This window comes from Bradyrhizobium sp. Kon10, from assembly GCF_055807395.1.
On the sequence record NZ_JBVVOZ010000436.1, the window covers coordinates 1 to 231 of the forward strand.

At 64.9% G+C, this 231-nt stretch carries 1 pseudogene; it reads left to right on the forward strand.

The annotated features are described in order from the left end of the window. Positions 1–231, forward strand: a pseudogene (locus tag AC0L2O_RS37650) (hypothetical protein); the annotation flags it as partial.

The window sequence follows — 231 nt, forward strand, 5'->3', positions numbered from 1 at the left end:
TGCCGCTATCCCCGCCACTGCCCAGGCAGACAGCATCTATCTCGGCTTCGGCAATAACGACGATCCGCGCGTCGGCGTCTATACGGGCGACGACGATGATTTCTACCGCGAACGCCGCCGCGAACGCGACTGGCGCCGGTCCTGCTCGCCATACCGTGCCCTCAATAAGGCAGAGCGCTTGGGTCTGCGCCGCGCCCGTATTGTCGACGTCAGCCGCCGGACGGTGAAAGT